At 61.2% G+C, this 19,665-nt stretch carries 21 protein-coding genes and 1 tRNA gene; 21 read left to right on the top strand and 1 reads right to left on the bottom strand.

Features of this window, described 5'->3' with window-relative positions:
• Nucleotides 1–47 precede the first annotated feature (47 nt).
• The 21 genes from SR858_RS17775 to SR858_RS17675 all read left to right on the top strand — a co-directional run bounded on the left by SR858_RS17775 (nt 48) and on the right by SR858_RS17675 (nt 18,148).
• Nucleotides 48–132: transfer RNA gene (locus SR858_RS17775), tRNA-Leu, on the top strand.
• 164 nt (nt 133–296) lie between these two features.
• Nucleotides 297–656: an NADH-quinone oxidoreductase subunit A gene (locus tag SR858_RS17770; protein ID WP_026637003.1), complete on the top strand. Its 360-nt coding sequence runs from the start codon at nt 297–299 to the stop codon at nt 654–656.
• Between the two features lie 3 nt (nt 657–659).
• The gene (locus SR858_RS17765; protein WP_019920332.1) at nt 660–1,136 is read left to right on the top strand and encodes a NuoB/complex I 20 kDa subunit family protein; all 477 of its coding nucleotides are present in this window, start codon (nt 660–662) and stop codon (nt 1,134–1,136) included.
• Nucleotides 1,133–1,726: an NADH-quinone oxidoreductase subunit C gene (locus tag SR858_RS17760; protein WP_019920331.1), complete on the top strand. Its 594-nt coding sequence runs from the start codon at nt 1,133–1,135 to the stop codon at nt 1,724–1,726. Before SR858_RS17765 ends, SR858_RS17760 begins: the two co-directional genes overlap by 4 nt.
• The gene (locus SR858_RS17755) at nt 1,726–2,979 is read left to right on the top strand and encodes an NADH-quinone oxidoreductase subunit D (RefSeq protein ID WP_019920330.1); all 1,254 of its coding nucleotides are present in this window, start codon (nt 1,726–1,728) and stop codon (nt 2,977–2,979) included. The genes SR858_RS17760 and SR858_RS17755 overlap by 1 nt, the downstream gene beginning before the upstream one ends.
• Nucleotides 2,980–2,991: 12 nt before the next feature.
• The gene (gene nuoE / locus SR858_RS17750; protein WP_019920329.1) at nt 2,992–3,480 is read left to right on the top strand and encodes an NADH-quinone oxidoreductase subunit NuoE; all 489 of its coding nucleotides are present in this window, start codon (nt 2,992–2,994) and stop codon (nt 3,478–3,480) included.
• Complete coding sequence (nuoF, locus tag SR858_RS17745; protein ID WP_019920328.1) at nt 3,477–4,772, top strand: NADH-quinone oxidoreductase subunit NuoF; 1,296 nt, start codon at nt 3,477–3,479, stop codon at nt 4,770–4,772. The genes nuoE and nuoF overlap by 4 nt, the downstream gene beginning before the upstream one ends.
• An 18-nt stretch (nt 4,773–4,790) precedes the next feature.
• Nucleotides 4,791–7,112: an NADH-quinone oxidoreductase subunit NuoG gene (nuoG, locus tag SR858_RS17740; protein WP_026637002.1), complete on the top strand. Its 2,322-nt coding sequence runs from the start codon at nt 4,791–4,793 to the stop codon at nt 7,110–7,112.
• A complete protein-coding gene (nuoH, locus tag SR858_RS17735; protein ID WP_019920326.1) occupies nt 7,112–8,197 on the top strand; it encodes an NADH-quinone oxidoreductase subunit NuoH in 1,086 nt (361 codons plus the stop codon). The genes nuoG and nuoH overlap by 1 nt, the downstream gene beginning before the upstream one ends.
• A 13-nt stretch (nt 8,198–8,210) precedes the next feature.
• Nucleotides 8,211–8,699 carry an NADH-quinone oxidoreductase subunit NuoI gene (gene nuoI / locus SR858_RS17730; RefSeq protein ID WP_019920325.1) on the top strand — a complete coding sequence of 163 codons (489 nt, stop codon included), beginning with the start codon at nt 8,211–8,213 and terminating at the stop codon, nt 8,697–8,699.
• A gap of 97 nt (nt 8,700–8,796) precedes the next feature.
• Entirely contained in the window at nt 8,797–9,435 is a 639-nt protein-coding gene (locus SR858_RS17725) for an NADH-quinone oxidoreductase subunit J (protein ID WP_019920324.1), read from the top strand.
• A complete protein-coding gene (gene nuoK / locus SR858_RS17720; protein WP_019920323.1) occupies nt 9,432–9,740 on the top strand; it encodes an NADH-quinone oxidoreductase subunit NuoK in 309 nt (102 codons plus the stop codon). Before SR858_RS17725 ends, nuoK begins: the two co-directional genes overlap by 4 nt.
• Before the next feature lie 47 nt (nt 9,741–9,787).
• Nucleotides 9,788–11,908: an NADH-quinone oxidoreductase subunit L gene (gene nuoL, locus SR858_RS17715; RefSeq protein ID WP_026637001.1), complete on the top strand. Its 2,121-nt coding sequence runs from the start codon at nt 9,788–9,790 to the stop codon at nt 11,906–11,908.
• A 31-nt stretch (nt 11,909–11,939) separates the two neighbouring features.
• Nucleotides 11,940–13,439, top strand: a complete 1,500-nt coding sequence (locus SR858_RS17710; RefSeq protein ID WP_026637000.1) for an NADH-quinone oxidoreductase subunit M — start codon at nt 11,940–11,942, stop codon at nt 13,437–13,439.
• Nucleotides 13,440–13,475: 36 nt separating this feature from the next.
• Complete coding sequence (gene nuoN, locus SR858_RS17705) at nt 13,476–14,981, top strand: NADH-quinone oxidoreductase subunit NuoN (protein WP_019920320.1); 1,506 nt, start codon at nt 13,476–13,478, stop codon at nt 14,979–14,981.
• Entirely contained in the window at nt 14,981–15,292 is a 312-nt protein-coding gene (locus SR858_RS17700) for a DUF2818 family protein (RefSeq protein ID WP_019920319.1), read from the top strand. Before nuoN ends, SR858_RS17700 begins: the two co-directional genes overlap by 1 nt.
• A 47-nt stretch (nt 15,293–15,339) precedes the next feature.
• Nucleotides 15,340–15,891: an NUDIX domain-containing protein gene (locus SR858_RS17695; protein ID WP_019920318.1), complete on the top strand. Its 552-nt coding sequence runs from the start codon at nt 15,340–15,342 to the stop codon at nt 15,889–15,891.
• 22 nt (nt 15,892–15,913) lie between these two features.
• Nucleotides 15,914–16,615 carry a hypothetical protein gene (locus SR858_RS17690; protein ID WP_322533686.1) on the top strand — a complete coding sequence of 234 codons (702 nt, stop codon included), beginning with the start codon at nt 15,914–15,916 and terminating at the stop codon, nt 16,613–16,615.
• Nucleotides 16,616–16,621: 6 nt separating this feature from the next.
• On the top strand, nt 16,622–17,335 hold the full coding sequence (ispD, locus tag SR858_RS17685; RefSeq protein WP_019920316.1) for a 2-C-methyl-D-erythritol 4-phosphate cytidylyltransferase: 714 nt from the start codon (nt 16,622–16,624) through the stop codon (nt 17,333–17,335).
• Between the two features lie 16 nt (nt 17,336–17,351).
• Nucleotides 17,352–17,849, top strand: a complete 498-nt coding sequence (gene ispF / locus SR858_RS17680; RefSeq protein WP_019920315.1) for a 2-C-methyl-D-erythritol 2,4-cyclodiphosphate synthase — start codon at nt 17,352–17,354, stop codon at nt 17,847–17,849.
• The gene (locus tag SR858_RS17675) at nt 17,849–18,148 is read left to right on the top strand and encodes a hypothetical protein (protein WP_019920314.1); all 300 of its coding nucleotides are present in this window, start codon (nt 17,849–17,851) and stop codon (nt 18,146–18,148) included. Before ispF ends, SR858_RS17675 begins: the two co-directional genes overlap by 1 nt.
• Before the next feature lie 232 nt (nt 18,149–18,380).
• On the opposite strand, the gene SR858_RS17670 is transcribed toward SR858_RS17675, so the two are convergent.
• Nucleotides 18,381–19,625, bottom strand: a complete 1,245-nt coding sequence (locus SR858_RS17670) for an MFS transporter (protein WP_026636999.1) — start codon at nt 19,623–19,625, stop codon at nt 18,381–18,383.
• Nucleotides 19,626–19,665 lie beyond the last annotated feature (40 nt).

Here is a 19,665-nt window from a genome sequence, read left to right as displayed (position 1 = left end):
GGCATTAACAAGCCGGCAGAAACGCAGTAGAATAGCGGCCTTAGAATGCCGACGTGGTGAAATTGGTAGACACGCTATCTTGAGGGGGTAGTGGCGCAAGCTGTACGAGTTCGAGTCTCGTCGTCGGCACCAAAAATTTAGAGGCCAGCAAGGGAGTAGTGCCTGAGCTGGCTTTTTTACGAGGATGTGTCGTTCGATCCTGGTCTAAGTTGTACGATTGGGGCGAACGTAAAGAGCACCGCAAAACATCGCAGTGTGGTCCTTCAAACCAAGCGTTCAATAAAAGCTCATCAATCGTGAACCTCGAAAATTATCTCCCCGTTCTGTTGTTCATCCTCGTCGGTCTCGGCGTAGGTATCCTTCCCCAGGTGCTGGGCCACGTGCTCGGACCAAACAAGCCTGACTTCGCCAAACTGTCCCCGTATGAATGCGGCTTCGAAGCTTTCGAAGATGCGCGCATGAAATTCGACGTGCGTTACTACCTCGTCGCTATCCTCTTTATTTTGTTCGATCTGGAAACGGCATTCTTCTTCCCCTGGGGCGTCTCCGTGCGCGAACTGGGCTGGAACGGATTCCTGGTGATGATGAGCTTCATCGCTGAATTCGTGGTCGGTTTTTGGTATATCTGGAAGAAAGGTGCCCTTGATTGGGAATAAGCCATGGCTATTGAAGGCGTATTAAACGAAGGTTTCATCACTACCTCGGCTGACAAGCTGATCAACTGGGCGCGTACGGGTTCGATGTTCCCGATGACGTTCGGTCTGGCCTGCTGTGCGGTTGAAATGATGCACGTGGGCGCGGCCCGTTATGACATGGACCGCTTCGGCGTGGTGTTCCGTCCTTCGCCGCGTCAGTCCGACGTGATGATCGTGGCCGGCACGCTGTGCAACAAGATGGCCCCTGCGCTGCGCAAGGTCTACGACCAGATGCCGGAACCGCGCTGGGTCATCTCGATGGGCACCTGTGCCAATGGCGGCGGCTACTACCACTACTCGTACTCGGTTGTACGCGGCTGCGATCGCATCGTGCCGGTCGACGTGTACGTGCCAGGCTGTCCGCCCACCGCTGAGGCGCTGCTGTACGGCATCATGCAGCTGCAGAACAAGATCAAGCGTACCAACACCATCGCACGATGACTACCAAATTAGAACAACTCCAAACCGCCCTCGGCACTGCCCTGGGCGAACGCGTTAGTACGGTCGTGGCGCTCGGCGAGATCACCATCACCGTCAAGCAAGCCGACTACTATGGCGTGATGCAGACCCTGCGCGACGATGCGTCGCTCGGTTTCGAGCAGGCCATCGACCTGTGCGGCGTCGATTACATGACCTATGGCGAAGGCAGCTGGGACGGCCAGCGTTTCGCGGTCGTGATCCACCTGCTGTCGCTCAAGTACAACTGGCGCGTGCGCGTGCGCTGCTTTGCGCAGGATGACGACATGCCGGTATTCCCGTCACTGACGCCGCTGTGGCGCTGCCTGAACTGGTTCGAACGCGAAGCGTTCGACATGTTCGGCATCCTGTTCGAGAACCACAACGACTTGCGCCGTATCCTCACCGATTACGGTTTCATCGGCCACCCGTTCCGCAAGGACTTCCCGGTGTCGGGCTATGTCGAAATGCGTTACGACCCCGAGCAGAAGCGCGTGATCTACCAGCCGGTCACCATCGAGCCGCGTGAAAACGTGCCGCGCGTGATCCGCGAAGAAAACTACGGGATTAAATAATGGCTGAGATTAAGAATTACACCCTGAACTTCGGTCCGCAACACCCGGCCGCGCACGGCGTGCTGCGCCTGGTGCTTGAGCTCGACGGTGAAGTGATCCAGCGCGCCGACCCGCACATCGGCCTGCTGCACCGCGGTACCGAGAAGCTGGCCGAGCAAAAGACCTACCTGCAGTCGGTGCCGTACATGGACCGCCTCGATTACGTGTCGATGATGTGCAACGAGCACGCGTACGTGATGGCAATCGAAAAGCTGCTGGGCCTGGAAGTGCCGCTGCGCGCGCAATACATCCGCGTGATGTTCGATGAAATCACCCGTATCCTGAACCACCTGATGTGGCTCGGTGCGCACGCGCTCGACGTCGGTGCCATGGGCCCGTTCCTGTACTGCTTCCGCGACCGCGAAGACTTGTTCGACGTGTACGAAGCCGTATCGGGCGCGCGCATGCACGCGGCCTACTACCGCCCGGGCGGCGTGTACCGCGACCTGCCGGACGCGATGCCGCAGCACAAGCCATCGATCATCCGTTCGGCCAAGGCGATTGCCGACCTGAACGAACACCGCCAGGGTTCGGTACTCGACTTCATCGAAGCGTTCACCAACCGTTTCCCAGGCTACGTGGACGAGTACGAAACCCTGTTGACCGATAATCGAATCTGGAAGCAACGGACCGTCGGCATCGGTGTCGTGACGCCGGAAGATGCGCTGGCGATGGGCTTTACCGGCGCCATGCTGCGCGGTTCGGGCATCCAGTGGGATCTGCGCAAGCACCAGCCGTACGAAGTGTACGACCTGATGGACTTCGACGTGGCCATCGGCACCAACGGCGACTGCTACGACCGCTACCTGGTGCGCGTGGAAGAACTGCGCCAGTCGAACAAGATCATCAAGCAGTGCGTGGAGTGGTTGCGCAACAACCCGGGTCCGGTCATCACCAGCAACCACAAGGTTGCCCCGCCTAGCCGCGTGGACATGAAGACCAACATGGAATCGCTGATTCACCACTTCAAGCTGTTTACCGAAGGCTTCCACGTGCCACCAGGCGAAGCGTATGCCGCCGTGGAACACCCGAAAGGCGAGTTTGGCGTGTACCTGCTGTCGGACGGCGCCAACAAGCCATACCGCATGAAGTTGCGCACGCCAGACTATGTGCACCTGCAAGCGCTGGACGAAATGTCGCGCGGCCACATGATTGCCGACGCCGTGACCATCATCGGTACGCAGGACATCGTGTTCGGCAGTATTGACCGCTAAGAGGCAAAAAGTATGTTGTTATCAGAGCAGTGCTATCAAAAAATCGACCGCGAGCTGGCCAAGTACCCGGACGACCAGCGTCAGTCCGCCGTGATGGCGGCGCTGGCGCACGCCCAGGTCGAACTGGGCTGGATCTCGCCGGAAACCATGCAGGAACTGGCCGACTACATCCGCATGCCGGCAATCGCGGTGCAGGAAGTGGCCACTTTCTACAATATGTACAACCTCAAGCCCATCGGCAAGCACAAGATCACCGTGTGCACCAACCTGCCATGCGCCTTGTCCGGTGGCGAGCGCGCTGCGCAGCACCTCAAGCAAAAGCTGGGCATCGACTACCGTGGCACCACGGACGACGGCGAATTCACGCTGATGGAAGGGGAGTGCATGGGCGCCTGCGGCGACGCACCGGTGCTGCTGGTGAACAATCACCGCATGTGTAGCTTCATGTCCAACGATAAAATCGACACCCTGGTCGGTGAACTGAGCGGGAGCGCCAAATGACGTCACTCCACAATCGTCACATCGATCCTGTCATTCTCGCCGGCCTCGACGGCGAAAACTGGCACCTCGAAGATTACGTCAAGCGCGGCGGCTACAGCGCCCTGCGCCGCATCATCGAAGAAAAGATCACCCCGGAACAGATCATCGCCGACCTGAAAGCGTCGTCGCTGCGCGGCCGTGGCGGTGCGGGCTTCCCGACCGGCCTGAAATGGAGCTTCATGCCCCGTCAGTTCCCGGGCCAGAAGTACCTGGTATGTAATACAGATGAGGGCGAGCCTGGCACTTTCAAGGACCGCGACATCATCCGTTACAACCCGCATGCACTGATCGAAGGCATGGCCATCGGCGCGTACGCGATGGGCATCACCGTCGGCTACAACTACATCCACGGCGAAATTTTCGCCGAGTACCAGCTGTTTGAAGAAGCGCTGGAAGAGGCGCGCGCTGCCGGCTTCCTGGGCAACAACATCATGGGTAGCGAGTTCAGCTTCCAGCTGCACGCGCACCACGGTTACGGCGCCTACATCTGCGGCGAAGAAACTGCGCTGCTCGAATCCCTGGAAGGCAAGAAGGGTCAGCCACGCTTCAAGCCGCCGTTCCCGGCGTCGTTCGGCCTGTACGGCAAGCCAACCACGATCAACAACACCGAGACCTTTGCAGCGGTGCCGTTCATCCTGAACATGGGCCCGGAAAAATACCTGGCCATCGGTCGTCCGAACAACGGCGGTTCCAAGATCTTCTCGATCTCGGGCGACGTCGAACGTCCGGGCAACTACGAAGTCCCGCTGGGCACCCCGTTTGCCAAGCTGCTCGAGCTCGCTGGCGGCATGCGCGGCGGCAAAAAGATCAAGGCCGTGATTCCTGGCGGTTCCTCGTCGCCGGTGATCCGTGGCGAGATCATGATGCAAACCGACCTCGACTATGATTCGATCGCCAAGGCGGGCTCGATGCTCGGTTCGGGCGCGGTCATCGTCATGGACGAAACCCGTTGCATGGTCAAGGCCATGGAACGCCTGGCGTACTTCTATTTCGAAGAGTCGTGCGGCCAGTGCACCCCTTGCCGCGAAGGCACGGGCTGGATGTACCGCATGATCCATCGCATCGAAAACGGCCAGGGCCGTGCTTCCGATCTGGACGTGCTGAACTCCATTTGCGACAACATCCAGGGCCGCACGATTTGCGCGCTGGGCGACGCTGCGGCGATGCCGATGCGTGCGTTCATCAAGCAGTTCCGCGAAGAATTTGAACACCATATCGAGCACAAGAATTGCTGTGTGCCCGCATATATCTAAAAGCTGGTAACAATCACCATGGTTGAAATCGAAATAGACGGCAAAAAAGTCGAAGTCCCTGCTGGTAGCATGGTGATGGACGCCGCCAACAAGCTGGGGACGTACATCCCGCACTTCTGCTATCACAAGAAATTGTCGATCGCCGCCAACTGCCGCATGTGCCTGGTCGAAGTGGAAAAAGCACCGAAGCCGCTGCCTGCCTGCGCCACGCCGGTATCGGCCGGCATGATCGTGCGTTCTGCGTCCGACAAGGCTGTGCAGGCACAGAAGTCGGTGATGGAATTCCTCTTGATTAACCACCCGCTGGACTGCCCGATCTGCGATCAGGGCGGCGAGTGCCAGTTGCAAGACTTGGCAGTTGGTTACGGCAAGAGCGAATCGCGCTACGAAGAAGACAAGCGCGTGGTCGTGCCGAAAGACGCCGGCCCGCTGGTCTCGATGCAGGAGATGGCGCGCTGCATCCAGTGCACCCGTTGCGTACGTTTTGGCCAGGAAGTGGCCGGCGTGATGGAACTGGGCATGATCGGCCGTGGCGAACACTCGGAAATCACCTCGTTTGTCGGCCAGACCGTCAACTCGGAAATGTCCGGCAACATGATCGACCTGTGCCCGGTCGGCGCGCTGACGTCGAAGCCATTCCGCTACAGCGCCCGTTCGTGGGAACTGTCGCGCCGCAAATCGGTCTCGCCGCATGACGGCCTGGGCGCTAACCTGATCGTGCAAGTCAAGGGCGGCAAGGTCAAGCGCGTGCTGCCGCTGGAAAATGACGCCGTCAACGAGTGCTGGATTTCCGACAAGGACCGCTTCTCGTACGAAGGCCTGGAAGCCGCCGACCGCCTGACCCAGCCTATGCTCAAGCAAGGCGGCGAGTGGAAAGAAGTCGATTGGCAGACCGCGCTCGAATACGTGGCGCACGGCCTGAAAAACATCCGCCACGAGCATGGCGAGAACGCGCTGGCCACCCTGGCCACGCCGCACTCCACGCTCGAAGAACTGCACCTGCTGCAAAAGCTCACCCGCGCCATGGGTTCGACCAGCGTTGACACCCGTCTGCGCCAGTCCGACTTCTCGCTGCAAGGCGTGACGCCGTGGCTGGGCATGTCGATCAACGACTTCGGTCAGCTCGACCGCGCGTTCGTGATCGGCTCGTTCCTGCGCAAGGACCATCCGCTGCTGGCCACCCGCCTGCGCGCGGCAGTGAAGGGCGGCGCCAAGCTGTCCGTGCTGCACGCCACCGACGACGACCTGCTGATGAATGTGTCGAGCAAAGTCATCGCCGCTCCTAGCGAATGGTTATCAAGCCTGTCGCAAATCGTCGCCGCCGTTGCTGCCGCCAAGTCGGTGGCTGCACCTGCCGGTTTCGACGGCATCGAAGCATCGGACGCTGCCAAGGCAGTGGCTGCTTCGCTGGTGTCGGGCGAGCGCAAAGGTATCTTCCTCGGTAACGCTGCCGTGCAACACCCGCAAGCTGGCGCGCTGCACGCAGCGGCCCAGTGGCTGGCCGAGCAGACTGGCGCCACGCTCGGTTATCTGACCGAAGCGGCCAACACGGTCGGCGCTTACATCGTCAACGCCAACGGCGCCACCGCGCCGGCATTCACCGAAGCCAAGCAAGCCTACGTGCTGCTCAACGTCGAGCCGGAACTGGACGCACACAATCCGCAAGCCGCGATTGCCGCACTGAACAAGGCCGAAATGGTCGTGGTCATGTCCGCCTTCAAGCACGGCATGGACTACGCCGACGTGCTGCTGCCGGTCTCGCCGTTCAGCGAAACCTCGGGTACGTTCGTCAATTGCGAAGGCCGTGCGCAAAGCTTCAACGGCACCGTCAAGCCGCTGCTGGAAACCCGCCCTGCCTGGAAAGTGCTGCGCGTGCTGGGTAACATCCTCGGCCTGTCCGGTTTCGACTACGACACCTCGGAAGCGATCCGCGACGAAGTGCTGGGCGCCGGCAACTTCGACGTTGCTGCCAAGCTCAACAACAAGGCTGCGCAAGCTGCCGTGGCTTCGACCTCGGTCTCGACCGGCGTGGAACGTATCGCCGACGTGCCGATCTACTTCGCCGACGCCGTGGTGCGCCGTGCCGAGTCGCTGCAAAAGATGGCCGACGCGGCTGCGCCGAAAGCGCACCTGTCGAGCGCACTGGCGCAGCAGCTGGGCGTGGTGGCCGGCGACACCGTCAAGGTCACGCAAGGTAACGGCAGCGCAGTCCTGGTTGCCACCGTTGACGCCAAGCTGCCAGCGAACGCCGTGCGCGTTGCTGCGGCCCACCGTTCGACCGCTGCACTGGGCAGCATGTTCGGTGCCATCACCGTTGAAAAAGCAGGAGAGGTGAAATAATGGCGTTGCCTGAATTCGTCACGACGTTGCACGACCTGGGCGCCAACAGCCCGCTGGCCCCGGTCTGGCCTATTGTCTGGAACCTGATCAAGATCGTGGTGGTACTGCTGCCACTGATGGGCCTGGTTGCTTACCTGACCCTGTGGGAGCGCAAGCTGATCGGCTTCATCCAGATCCGTATCGGCCCGAACCGCGTCGGTCCCGGCGGCTTGCTGCAGCCGATCGCCGATGCACTGAAACTGCTCTTCAAAGAGATCATCACCCCGGCCAAGGCCAATCCTGGCCTGTTCGTGATCGGTCCGGTCATGACCATCATGCCGGCGCTGGCTGCCTGGGCCGTGGTGCCTTTCGGTCCCGAAGCCGTGCTGGCCAATGTGAACGCCGGCCTGCTGCTGCTGATGGCGATTACGTCGATGGAAGTCTACGGCATCATCATCGCCGGCTGGGCGTCGAACTCGAAGTACTCGTTCATGGGTGCAATGCGCGCTTCGGCACAAATGATTTCGTACGAAATCCCGATGGGCTTCGTGCTGGTCGTGGTGCTGATGATTACCGGTTCGCTCAACTTCGGCGATATCGTCGCCAGCCAGCAGGCCGGTACGATGGCTTCGCATGGCGTGAACTTCCTGTCGTGGAACTGGCTGCCGCTGCTGCCGCTGTTCGTGGTGTACCTGACCTCGGGCCTGGCCGAATGTAACCGCCACCCGTTCGACGTGGTCGAAGGCGAGTCGGAAATCGTTGCCGGTCACATGGTCGAATACTCGGGTATGGCGTACGCCATGTTCATGCTGGCCGAATACGCCAACATGATCCTGATCGCGGCCTTGGCATCGATCATGTTCCTCGGCGGCTGGTCGGCACCGTTTGCGTTCCTGGAATTCTGGGGCGGTTTCGGCGGCTTCTTCTGGTTGTTCGCCAAGACGTTCTTCCTGGTGTCCGTCTTCATCTGGGTGCGCGGTACTTTCCCACGCTACCGTTACGACCAGATCATGCGTCTGGGCTGGAAAGTGTTCATTCCGCTGACCCTGGTGTACCTGGTGTTCGTGGCTGGTTGGATGCATTCCCCATGGAATATCTGGAACTAAGGAAGAGACACAAATGGAACGCTTAAAAGACTTCATCGGCAGCTTCATGCTGACCGAACTGATCAAAGGGATGGCGCTGACGGGCAAGTATATGTTCTCGCGCAAGATCACCGTGCAGTACCCGGAAGAGAAGACGCCGATGTCGCCGCGCTTCCGTGGCCTGCATGCACTGCGCCGCTACCCGAACGGGGAAGAGCGCTGCATCGCCTGCAAACTGTGCGAAGCAGTGTGCCCGGCGATGGCGATCACGATTGAATCGGAGCAGCGCGACGACGGTTCGCGCCGCACCACGCGTTACGACATCGACCTGACCAAGTGCATCTTCTGCGGTTTCTGCGAAGAGTCGTGCCCGGTCGATTCGATCGTCGAAACGCACGTGCTGGAATACCACGGCGAAAAACGCGGCGACCTGTACTACACCAAGGAAATGCTGTTGGCCGTGGGCGATCGTTACGAAAACCAGATTGCCGAAGCACGCGCCGCGGACGCTCCTTACCGCTGACGACAGGCGGGGCAGGGCGCAGGCCGGCAACATCGGCTAGCGCCTTCTCCGCCGCAGTGGTGGTTCAAACAAAAACTGTACGTCTCTTGGGTTAGTTATGGAATTTAAAACTGCTTTGTTCTACGCCTTTGCAGCCATCATGATATTGGCTGCCACGCGCGTTATCACGGCCCGCAATCCGGTCCACGCGGCCCTGTTCCTGGTGCTGGCGTTCTTCTCGGCCGCCGGCATCTGGATGCTGCTCGAAGCCGAGTTCCTGGCCATCGTGCTGGTGCTGGTCTATGTCGGCGCGGTCATGGTGCTGTTCCTGTTCGTGGTGATGATGCTAGACATCGACACCGGCAGGCTGCGCGAAAACTTCTGGAGCTACCTGCCGGTAGCGAGCTTTGTCGGCGTGATCATCGTGCTGGAAATGGCTGCCGTGCTGTGGAAGTCGTTCCTGTCGTTCGATACCCAGGCCGTTGCTGCCGGTAACATCGGCGGCACCAAGGAACTGGGCATCCTGATCTTCACCAAATATGTTTATGGCTTCGAGATCGCTGCGGCGATCCTGCTGGTGGCCATCGTTGCCGCCGTGGCCCTGACCCTGCGCAAGCGCAAGGACACCAAACATTTCGACCCGGCTGACGCTGTCCGCGTCAAGCGTAACGACCGCCTGAAGATCGTCAAGATCGCCCCGGTCACCACGCGTGGACAAGTCGAGGCCGGTTCGGCAGAGAATAAGGAGACCCCATGACTTTATCGCTTGCTCACTACCTGGTTCTTGGCGCGATACTGTTCGCGATCTCGATCGTTGGTATTTTCCTGAACCGCAAGAACATCATCGTTCTGCTGATGGCCATCGAACTGATGCTGCTGGCAGTGAACATGAATTTCATCGCGTTCTCCCACTACCTGGGCGACGCAGCCGGCCAGATCTTTGTTTTCTTCATCCTGACCGTGGCCGCTGCTGAATCAGCGATCGGCCTCGCGATCCTGGTGGTGCTGTTCCGTAATCTGGACACCATCAATGTGGAAGACCTCGATAGGCTCAAGGGTTAATCCCGCGGCTTGGTTCTCATTTCGAAAAATAACGATTAAGGTTCATCATGGCGGGTACTCTCAACCCTAACCTCCTACTGGCCGTACCTCTGGCGCCGCTGGTCGGCTCCGCGATTGCGGGTTTGTTAGGAACCAAATTTTTTGGCAATGTCGTGGGACGCAAAACGTCGCACACGGCCACCATCCTGGGCGTGCTGATCGCCTTCATCCTGTCGGCGATGACGTTCAACGAGGTGCTGAACGGCGCCACGTACAACGGCACCGTCTACCACTGGATGACGGTGGCCGGCATCAACTTCGAGGTCGGCTTCCAGATCGATACGCTGTCGGCGATGATGATGTGCGTGGTCACGTTCGTGTCGCTGATGGTGCACATCTACACCATCGGCTACATGGCCGAAGACGAAGGCTATAACCGCTTCTTCTCGTACATCTCGCTGTTCACGTTCTCGATGCTGATGCTGGTCATGGCCAACAACTTCCTGCAGCTGTTCTTCGGCTGGGAAGCAGTGGGCCTGGTCTCGTACCTCCTGATCGGTTTCTGGTACAAGCGTCCGACCGCGATCATCGCCAACATGAAGGCGTTCCTGGTCAACCGCGTGGGCGACTTCGGCTTCATCCTCGGTATCGGCCTGCTGCTGGCGTACGCCGGCACCATGAACTACCAGGAAGTATTCGCCAAGAAGGACGAACTGGCGCTGTTGACCTTGCCTGGCACCGACTGGGCGCTGCTGACCGTTGCCTGCATCTGCCTGTTCATCGGCGCCATGGGTAAATCGGCGCAGTTCCCGCTGCACGTATGGCTGCCGGACTCGATGGAAGGTCCTACCCCGATCTCGGCACTGATCCACGCTGCAACCATGGTTACCGCCGGCATCTTCATGGTGTCGCGCATGTCGCCGCTGTTCGAACTGTCGGACACCGCGCTGTCGTTCATCCTGGTGATCGGTTCGATTACCGCGCTGTTCATGGGCTTCCTGGGCATCATCCAGAACGACATCAAGCGCGTGGTGGCTTACTCCACGCTGTCGCAGCTCGGCTACATGACCGTGGCTTTGGGTTGCTCCGCTTACTCGGTGGCCGTGTTCCACCTGATGACCCACGCATTCTTCAAGGCACTGCTGTTCCTGGGCGCCGGTTCGGTCATCATCGGCATGCACCACGACCAGGACATCCGCAACATGGGCGGCCTGCGTAAATACATGCCGATCACCTGGATCACGTCGCTGCTCGGTTCGCTGGCACTGATCGGTACGCCGTTCTTCTCGGGTTTCTACTCGAAAGACTCGATCATCGAAGCCGTGCACGAGACCCACATCTGGGGCGCCGGCTTTGCCAACTTCGCCGTACTGGCGGGTGTGTTCGTGACCGCGTTCTACTCGTTCCGCATGTACTTCCTGGTGTTCCACGGTAAAGAGCGTTTCGGCCAGGCCCATGCCCACGGTCACGATGCCCACCACCATGATGACAAGCACGCACCGAAAGCTGCCCACGGTGCGCATGATGCCCACGATGCTCATGGTCATGACGACCACCACGAGGAAGACGAAGACGACCACGCCCACCACGGCCTGGAGCCTGGCCAGAAACCGCACGAATCGCCATTCGTGGTCTGGTTCCCGCTGGTGATGCTGGCGATTCCTTCGGTCATCATCGGCTACCTGGCCATCGGCCCGATGCTGCACGGCGACTTCTTCAAGAACGTGATCTTCGTCGGTGAAAACCACAAGGCCATGGAAATCCTGGGCGAAGAGTTCCACGGCGCCATGGCGATGGCGATCCACTCGCTGAGGACCGCGCCGCTGTGGCTGGCAATTGCCGGTGTGGCCAGCGCATACTACTGCTACATGATCAATCCACGAGTACCGGCCTGGTTCTTCGCCAAGTTCACTGCAGTGCACACGCTGCTCGAGAACAAGTACTACATGGACAAGTTCAACGAGGTGGTGTTCGCCGGCGGTGCCCGCCTGCTGGGCAACGGCTTGTGGAATGTCGGCGACAAGACCCTGATCGACGGCCTGCTGGTCAACGGCAGCGCCAAGGTCGTGAACTGGTTCTCGAAGCTGGCACGTTTGGGACAGACGGGTTACATCTACCACTACGCCTTCGTGATGATCCTGGGCATCCTGGGGTTCCTGGTCTACTTCCTGCCGTTTTGGCACGCTTAATTAGCTGATACGCATAGAGATAACGAAAACCATGATGCAGTCAACCATATCTACATTACCTCCGTACCTGAGCCTGGCGATCTGGCTCCCGATCGTGTTCGGCGCGCTGATCCTGGCGCTCGGCCGCGACACCAACGCCGGCCTGGTACGTATCGGCGCGCTGATCGGCGCCATCGTCAGCTTTGCAGCAACGATTCCGCTGATTACCAATTTCGACAATGCCCACCACGGCATGCAGTTCGTGGAAAGCAGCAAGTGGATCGATACTTTCAACATCTACTACTCGCTGGGCATCGACGGCCTGTCGCTGTGGTTCGTGCCGCTGACCGCCTTCATCACGGTGATCGTGGTGATCTCGGCCTGGCAGGTGATCCAGTCGCGCGTCGCGCAGTACATGGGCGCGTTCCTGATCCTGTCCGGCCTGATGATCGGCGTGTTCTGCGCCATGGACGGCCTGCTGTTCTACTTCTTCTTCGAAGCGACCCTGATCCCGATGTACATCATCATCGGCGTGTGGGGCGGTGAAAACCGCGTGTACGCATCGTTCAAGTTCTTCCTGTACACGTTCTTCGGTTCGCTGCTCACGCTCGTTGCGATCATCTACCTGTACCGCACCACCGGCAGCTTCAACATCCTCGACTGGCACCTGGCGCCGTTGACGATGAAGGAACAGATCTTCATCTTTGCCGCGTTCTTCATGGCGTTTGCCGTGAAGGTACCGATGTTCCCGGTCCACACCTGGCTGCCGGACGTCCACGTGGAAGCGCCGACCGGCGGTTCCGCCGTGCTGGCCGCGATCATGCTGAAACTCGGGGCCTACGGGTTTCTCCGATTTTCGCTGCCGATCACCCCTGACGCGTCGCACTATCTGTCGGGCTTCGTGATCACGCTGTCGCTGATCGCCGTGATCTACATCGGCCTGGTCGCCCTGGTCCAGAAGGACATGAAGAAACTGGTGGCGTACTCGTCGATTGCGCACATGGGCTTTGTCACCCTGGGCTTCTTCATCTTCAACCCGATCGGCGTGCAGGGCGGTATCGTGCAAATGATTTCGCACGGCTTCATCTCGGGCGCCATGTTCCTGTGTATCGGTGTGCTGTACGACCAGGCCCACTCGCGCCAGATCGCCGACTACGGTGGTGTGGTCAACAAGATGCCGAAGTTCGCAGCACTGTTCGTGTTCTTCTCGATGGCCAACTGCGGCCTGCCAGCAACCTCCGGCTTCGTCGGCGAGTTCATGGTGATCCTGGGCGCAGTGCAGTACAACTTCTGGATTGGCCTGCTGGCTGCCACGGCGCTGATCTTCGGCGCGGCTTACTCGCTGTGGATGGCCAAGCGCGTGATCTTCGGCAAAGTGACCAACCACCATGTGGCCGCACTGGTCGACGTGAACGGACGCGAGTTCTTCATGCTGGGCGTGCTGGCGATTGCTGTGCTGTACATGGGCCTGTACCCGGCGCCGTTCACCGACACCATGCAAACGTCGGTGGCCGACCTGCTGGCCCATGTTGCCAAAAGCAAGTTGCCTTAAAATGAAATTGAACACCGGAACATCGAGAAAATCCTAATGATTACACCTATTCCACAAGAGGCGTTCAACATCGCCCCGGCGTATGCCGAGGTCACGATGATCGTCGGCGCTTCGCTATTGCTGTTGGTCGACATGTACCTGTCGGAGTCCAAGCGCTCGATCACGTACCTGCTGTCGCTGGCACTGCTGGCCGTTTGCGCGACCATCAGCTACGGCGATTTCATGGCCGGCACCACCACGTACACGTTCAACGGCATGTACGTCTCCGACCCGATGTCGAACCTGCTCAAGCTGTTTACGTACCTGGCACTGGGTCTGACCCTGATTTATTCGCGCCAGTACACCACCCAGCGCGGCATGATGACCGGCAACCTGGGCGGCGAGTTCTATGTCCTGGCGCTGTTCGCCGGCCTGGGCCAGATGATCATGATCTCCGGCTCGCACTTCCTCACCATCTACCTCGGTGTGGAACTGATGTCGCTGTCGCTGTACGCGCTGGTCGCGCTGCGCCGTGACAATCACAAGGCCACCGAAGCGGCGATGAAGTACTTCGTCCTCGGCGCTCTGGCTTCGGGCTTCCTGCTGTACGGCATGTCGATGCTGTACGGCGCTACCGGCTCGCTGGAAATCTCGAAAGTGGCGGCTGCCGTTGCTGCCGGCACCATCAAGCCGACCATCCTGGTGTTCGGTATCGTGTTCCTGGTCGCTGGCCTGGCATTCAAACTGGGCGCCGTGCCATTCCACATGTGGGTACCGGACGTGTACGAAGGTTCGCCAACCGCAGTGACCCTGCTGCTGGGCGGCGCACCGAAGATCGCCACCTTTGCCGTCTGCATCCGCCTGCTGGTGGAAGGCCTGCTGCCGCTGGCAGGCGACTGGCAGCAAATGTTGATGGTCCTGGCCGTGATGTCGCTGGTGATCGGTAACCTGACCGCCATCGCCCAGACCAACCTGAAACGTATGCTCGCATATTCCACCATCGCGCAAATCGGCTTCGTGCTGCTGGGCCTGCTGGCTGGCGTGGGCACCACCGTCGGTACCGGCGGCATGGAAGCGGCCTACAGCGCATCGATGTTCTACGTGGTTACCTATGTGCTGACCACCGTGGGCACCTTCGGCCTGCTGATGCTGCTGTCGCGCGCCGGTTTCGACGCCGACAACATCGCCGACTTCAAGGGCCTGGGCAAGCGCAGCGGCTGGTTCGCGCTGATGATGACCATCATGATGTTCTCGATGGCCGGCGTGCCACCGCTGGTCGGCTTTGCCGCCAAGTTCTCGGTACTGAACGCAGTATTGGGTACCGGCCAGGTATGGCTGACCATCATCGCGGTGATGTTCTCGCTGATCGGCGCCTACTACTACCTGCGCATCGTCAAAACCATGTGGTTCGACGAGCCGGTGGACAGCGCACCGCTCGATGCACCGGCCGACATGAAAGTGGTCCTGAGCCTGAACGGCGTCGCCATCCTGGCGCTGGGCGTGCTGCCAGGCCCGCTGCTGGCCGTGTGCGCCGCCGCCATGAAAGTGACGCTGGCTACCTAATGGACGTCAACGTTGCCAGCTGGTTGGTCATTGCGGTAGCTATTGCATTGGCCAACCTGCCATTCTTTAATGACAAGGTGCTGGCCCTGGTGCCAGCACGGTGGTCAAACGAAGCCAAGCCGCTGTACGTGCGGCTGGCCGAGATGATCGGCTTGTACTTCGTGGTGGGCGCCATCGGCATGGCGCTCGAAGCGCAGATCGGCACGCGCTTCCCCCAGACCTGGGAGTTCTACGCGATTTCCGCCTGCCTGTTCCTGGTGCTCGGCTTCCCGGGCTTCATCGTGCGCTACCTGCGCCGCCCCCGCGATTAATGTTCCGCTGATACACTGTTGCTCTTCGAACCCCTGGAGAGCAGCACGTGAATCTGACCGAAACCCGCCTCGATGGCGAACTGGCCTACGATGGCCACTTCCTCAAAGTCCAACGCGATAATATCGAACTGCCCGATGGCCGCCACGCCGTGCGCGAGTACATCAAGCATCCGGGCGCGGTCGTGATCCTGCCCGTGTTCGACGATGGCCGGGTCCTGCTGGAAAACCAGTTCCGCTATCCGCTGCACCGCGCCTTCATCGAATTTCCGGCCGGTAAACTCGATCCCAACGAAGACCCGCTCGATTGCGCCAAGCGCGAACTGGTCGAGGAAACCGGCTATACCGCGACCGACTGGCAGTACGTCTGCACCATCCACAACGCGATTGCCTATGCCGACGAACACCTCGACATCTACCTGGCGCGCGGCCTGGTCGCGGGCGAACAACAGCTCGACGACGGCGAATTTCTCGAACTGTTTACCGCGCCGCTCGACGACCTGCTGCAATGGGTCCGCGAAGGGAAAGTGACCGACGTGAAAACCGTGATCGGCGCGTTCTGGCTCGACAAGCTGCGCGCCGGCGACTGGAAGCTGGGCTGACCGCATGCGCGTGCTGGCGCTCATGTTGATGCTGGCTGTGCCGGGCGCCGCCGGCGTGCTGGCGCCGGCGCCAGCCGCTGCTGCAGCTGCCCGCACGCCATTCCAGATCCGCTGCGAAGACACGATCAGCAAGACCATCTCTGTCCTCTCCAGCAAGAACAACGGTTTTACCATCAACAACCAGCTGCCATACCGCGCGCTCACGCTCAAGACCGGCAGCATCGACGGCCGCCGCGAAACGCTGGGATTGACGGTGACGCGCGCACAGTATTCGGCCACGTTGGGCGGGCCGATGTTGCAGGATCCGGTGAGCGGCTACGAGTGCGTGGCCCCGAAGGTAGAGGTCAAACTCAATTACGCGCCGGTGCTGATCTACGTCGGCAACGAGTTCGCGCCCGGCACCTGCGCCTACAACGTCATCCTCGAGCACGAGCAGCGCCACCTGAAGGCTTATATGGACAACCTGGTGCGGGTGGAAAAAGTGGTGCGCGCGGCGCTGGAAAAACGCTTCGACGCCAGGCCGCTGTACGCGCCCTCGGGCACGGCGCAATCGGCGCTGCAGCACGAAATCAACAGCATCTGGTTCCCGTTCATCAAGGCGGAATTCGACAAGGGCAACGTGGAACAGGCTAAAATCGACACCCCGCAGGAATACGCGCGCCTGGCCGAGACCTGCAATGGCGACATCCGCCGCATCATCGAACAGCGCCGCCGCAAACAATAGAACGACATGACCGATACGAACCAATCACCTCGCTATTTTGCCTTGCTGCCCGCCGCCGGCGTGGGCGCGCGCATGGCCGCCAACGGCCCCAAGCAATATCTGCCGGTCGGCGGCAAACCGCTGCTGCGCCACGCGGTGGACGCCTTCCGCGCCAGTTCCTTGGTCGCCCACACCTACGTGGTGGTCAGCGCCGACGACGGCCAGATCGATGGCGTGCTGCCACCGGGCCTCGATGGCGTGACGGTGCTGCGCTGCGGCGGCGCCACCCGCATGGATTCCGTGCTGAACGGCCTGCGCGTGCTGCACGGCCAGCTGTCTGATACCGACCTGGTGATGGTGCATGACGCCGCCCGTCCGGGCTTGACGCCTGCGCTGATCGAAAAACTGGTGCTGGGCGTGGGCGACCATCCGGCAGGAGGCTTGCTGGCCTTGCCGGTGGTCGATACCGTCAAGCGCGCCGGTGGCAGCGGCAGCGACCAGGTTGCCACCGTGCCGCGCACCGGCCTGTGGCTGGCGCAAACGCCGCAGATGTTCAGCTATGCGCTGCTGCTGCGGGCCCTGGGCAGCGCCCCGGATGCCAATGCGATTACGGACGACGCCAGCGCCGTCGAGATGCTGGGGCTGTCGCCGCGGCTAATCGAAGGCCATCCCCGCAATCTCAAAGTCACGCTGCCGGCCGACATCCGCATCGCCGAAATGTACCTGGCCGCCGCCGAATAAACCATTGAAAGAATCCATGAGCAAATTACCCAAACTACCATTCCGCATTGGCCAGGGCTACGATTGCCACGCACTGGTCGAAGGCCGCAAGCTGATCATCGGCGGCGTCGACATCCCGCACCACCTGGGTCTCTTGGGCCACTCGGACGCCGACGTGCTGCTGCACGCGATCACCGACGCCATCCTGGGTGCGGCCGCGCTGGGCGACATCGGCAAGCATTTCCCGGACACCGACGAGCAGTTCAAGGGCGCCGATTCGCGCACCTTGCTCAAGGAAGCCGCCCGCCGCGTGGCCGCCACCGGCTACCGCATCGGCAATATCGACGCGACCATCATCGCCCAGAAACCGAAGATGGCGCCGCACATCGCCGCCATGTGCGCCAACGTCGCCGAGGACCTGGGCGTGGACATCGGCCAGGTGAACATCAAGGCCAAGACCAATGAAAAGCTCGGCTACCTGGGCCGCGAAGAGGGCATCGCCGCCGAAGCGGTGGCCTTGCTGCTGGCAGACTGATGGCCCGCGACATCTACGCGTACCGCCAGGTGGCGGTGCACTCGGTGCAGCGCGGCAGCGCTGTCGAAATCCGCCCGGTGCCGGGCCAGGCGTTTTCGCCGGAACTGCTGGTGCAGTGCTCGCAGCGATTGAAAGACCTGGCCACGTACCCGCTGGGCACGTGCTTCTTGCTTGACGCCAAGCTGACCGACCGGGGGGGCAACCAGTACATGTATGCGTGGCATGGCGACGCGGTGCAGGTGTTGTCGCCGAAGCAGACCAAGGCGTTCCTGGCCGAGTTCCGGCGCGGGCGGATTTAACGAACTGGACCGCAGCGGCGGACCGCCCCGCGTTCGCGAGGATGACGGCGCTCGGGCCTCGGGCCATAAACCCGTCATCCTCGTCAACGCCACAGGCTTTAAATCCGTCATCCTCGCGAACGCCACAGGCTCCAAATGTGTCACCCTCGCGAACGCTACAGGCTCTAAATCCGTCATCCCCGCGCAGGCCGCGATCCATGGAACGTGAGAGTCGCTGCAGTCTCACCGGCAGTCAATGTACCGCCGCCAGCCTCGCCGACGGCCCGCCATCCTCGTCCCCGAAGCGCCAGATCACCAGCGCCATCGCCAGCGCAAACGCACCGCCAGCAATCATCACGCCCGATACCCCCAGGTGATCGGCCACGATGCCGCCGACCAGCGCGCCGCCCGCCAGCGCCACCTGCGCCGTCGAAACGAACACCGCGCCGCCACTCTCCATCGCATGCGGCGCCGCCTTGAACATCCAGCTCTGCACCGAGATCGGCATCATGCCGAAGCCCAGTCCCCAGGTCACGATCAGAAGCACTACGCCCGCCAGCGACGTGCCCGCCAGTGGCAGCGCCAGGGTCGAGAGTCCGATCACCAGTCCCACTGCCATCAACGAGCGCCGCACGCTGCGCGCCACCAGCCAGCCGCCGAGCAGGTTGCCGATGAAGCCCGCCACGCCGTAGGCCAGGAACAGCGCGCTGATCACCCCCGCACCGAGCTGCGCCACCTGCACCAGGAATGGCGTCACATACGTGTAGGCCGAGAACTGGCCGATAAATACCAGCAAGGTCACCGCCATGCCCAGGCGCGCCTTCTTGATGCGCAATAGTTCCGGCACCTGGCGGAATGTCAGCGAGCCGGCCGCCGGCAGGCGGGGCATCAGAGCCAGTTGCAGCACCAGCACCACCATGCCGACCGCGCCGGTGGCGAGAAAGGCCGCGCGCCAGCTGGCGATCTCGCCCAGCAGCGCGCCAGCCGGCACCCCGGCCACCGTGCCGACCGAGACGCCGGCAAAAATAATCGACGTCGCCCGTGCCGCATAGGGCGCCGACACCAGCCGCGTGCCGATCGCGCCGCCGATGGCCCAGAAGCCGCCGACGCCCACGCCCAGCAACGCGCGCGCCAGCAGGATCAGGGTGAACGAATCGCTGAACGCCACGATCAGGTTGGAGACGATCAGCGTGGTGGTGAGACCCGCAATCACGTAGCGGCGGTCGGTCTTGCCGATGCCGATGGTGACCAGGATGGCCGCAAACGCGGCAATGATGCCGGGCAGGGTGACCATCATGCCGGCCGTGCCCTCCGAGATGCGCAGCTCGGCCGCGATCGACGGCAGCAGGCCGACCGGCAGAAACTCGGTGGTCACCAGCGCGAACGAGCCGATGCCGACCGACAGCACGGCCAGCCAGGCGGCGCGGGTGGGCGGGACGGCTGCGGGATCGGTTACGGCATCGGCAGGCAAAGCCTGGGCAGTGGAAGTCTGTTGCATAATATGGGATTCCGGGTGGGTTGAGCGGGTCCGTAAAAAC

It is taken from the genome of Duganella zoogloeoides (assembly GCF_034479515.1).
Classification (GTDB): Bacteria; Pseudomonadota; Gammaproteobacteria; order Burkholderiales; family Burkholderiaceae_D; genus Rugamonas; species Rugamonas zoogloeoides.
The sequence above is the reverse complement of the archived record's forward strand: the minus strand, read 5'-3'. Positions and strand labels throughout refer to the sequence as shown.